At 71.4% G+C, this 1721-nt stretch carries 3 protein-coding genes; all 3 read left to right on the top strand.

What is annotated here, in order from left to right:
- Window positions 1–176: DUF6069 family protein (locus tag E1292_RS56035; RefSeq protein WP_500690535.1), on the top strand; the 176-nt coding region annotated here is incomplete at its 5' end.
- A 19-nt stretch (window positions 177–195) separates the two neighbouring features.
- Window positions 196–552 (top strand): YciI family protein, encoded by a 357-nt coding sequence (locus tag E1292_RS50290; protein ID WP_132606860.1) that lies wholly within the window; start codon window positions 196–198, stop codon window positions 550–552.
- A gap of 6 nt (window positions 553–558) precedes the next feature.
- Window positions 559–1721: RNA polymerase sigma factor (locus E1292_RS50285; protein WP_132606859.1), on the top strand; the 1163-nt coding region annotated here is incomplete at its 3' end.

Below are 1721 nucleotides of genomic sequence, written 5' to 3'. Positions count from 1 at the left end.
GGGCTGGTCGTCCGCGCACGGTGTTCGTCCGCACCACGATCGTGCTCACCGCGTTGTCACTCGTGCCGGACGTGCTCGTGGACGCGTCCGCGGCCACGAAGATGTTGCTGATGTTGACGCACGTGGTCGCCGCCGCGATCGTGATCCCCGTCATCGCCCGCCGCCTGTCGGTCTGATCCTTCGAAGGAGTTCACCATGAAGCAGTACCTGCTCGCCGTCCAGTTCGACGAAAGCGCGCCGTCGCCGCCCGCAGAGGAAGTGCGGGAGCAGATGGCCCGGACGGGCAAGGTCACCGACGAGATGCGGGCCGCCGGTACGTGGGTGTTCGTCGGCGGCCTGCTGCCCTCGCACGCCACCACGGTCGTACGGCCCGGCAACGGCACGATCACGATGACCGACGGCCCGTTCGCCGAGACGAAGGAGCAGCTCGGCGGGTTCTGGGTGATCCGGTGCGACGACCTGGACCAGGCGCTGTCCTGGGCCGAGAAGTGCGCGCTGGCCTGCGGGGCGCCGATCGAGGTGCGCCCGTTCGAAGACGCGCAGGGGGAATGAGCACGGATGGATCTGGACGGCGTCTACCGGGCTGAGTACGGCCGGTGCGTGGCCACGCTGACGCGCCTGCTCGGTGACATCGGGCTCGCCGAGGAGGCCGTGCAGGACGCGTTCGCGGTGGCCGTCCAGAAGTGGGACGAGCCGCCGCCCAATCCCGGCGCGTGGATCGTGACCACCGCCCGCAACCGGGCGATCGACCGCCTGCGCCGGGAGTCCACCCGCGAGGCCCGCCACGCCCAGGCGCTGCTGCTGCACCAACCCGACGAGCCGAAGGAGGTGGGACCGGTGCGTGACGACCAGCTCCGCATGATCTTCACCTGCTGCCACCCGGCGCTGTCGCCGCTCGCGCAGACCGCGCTCACCCTGCGCCTGCTCGGCGGGCTGGAGGTGACGGAGATCGCGCGGGCCTACCTGGTGCCGGAGGCGACCGTCTCCCAGCGGATCGTCCGCGCGAAGAAGAAGATCCGTGACGCCGGCATCCCCTACCGGGTGCCGGGCGCCGCTGAACTCCCCGACCGGCTGGGCCCGGTGCTCACCGTGCTCTACCTGGTCTTCAACGAGGGATACACCTCCACGTCGGGGCAGTTGCTGCGGACGGACCTGTGCCTGGAGGCCGTCCGCCTGGCGAGGGCGCTGGCCGAGCTGATGCCCGATGAGCCGGAGGTGATCGGACTGCTGGCGCTGCTGCTGCTCACCGAAGCCCGCCGGCCCGCGCGGGTGGGGCCTTCGGGCGAGCTGATGGTGCTCGCCGAGCAGGACCGGTCGCTGTGGAACCGTGAGCTGATCGCCGAGGGTCACGAGCTGGTACGGCGGTGCCTGCGCCGCAACCAGCCGGGGCCGTACCAGTTGCAGGCCGCGATCAACGCCGTGCACACCGACGGGCCGGCCACCGACTGGGCACAGGTGCTGGCGCTGTACGACCAGTTGCTGCGGCACGCCCCGACCCCGATCGTGGCGCTCAACCGCGCGGTCGCCGTCGCCGAGGTGCACGGACCGGCGCCGGCGCTGGCCTCGATCGAGGAGCTGGACCTGCCGGGCTACCACCTGCTGCCCGCCACCCGCGCGGACCTGCTCAGCCGCCTCGGCCGTACCGCCGATGCCGTCGCCGCCTACGACGAGGCCATCACCCTGGCCACCAACGACACCGAACGAACCTTCCTGCAGACGCG

Source organism: Nonomuraea deserti (genome assembly GCF_004348685.1).
GTDB classification, from domain to species: domain Bacteria; phylum Actinomycetota; class Actinomycetes; order Streptosporangiales; family Streptosporangiaceae; genus Nonomuraea; species Nonomuraea deserti.
The sequence above is the reverse complement of the archived record's forward strand: the minus strand, read 5'-3'. Positions and strand labels throughout refer to the sequence as shown.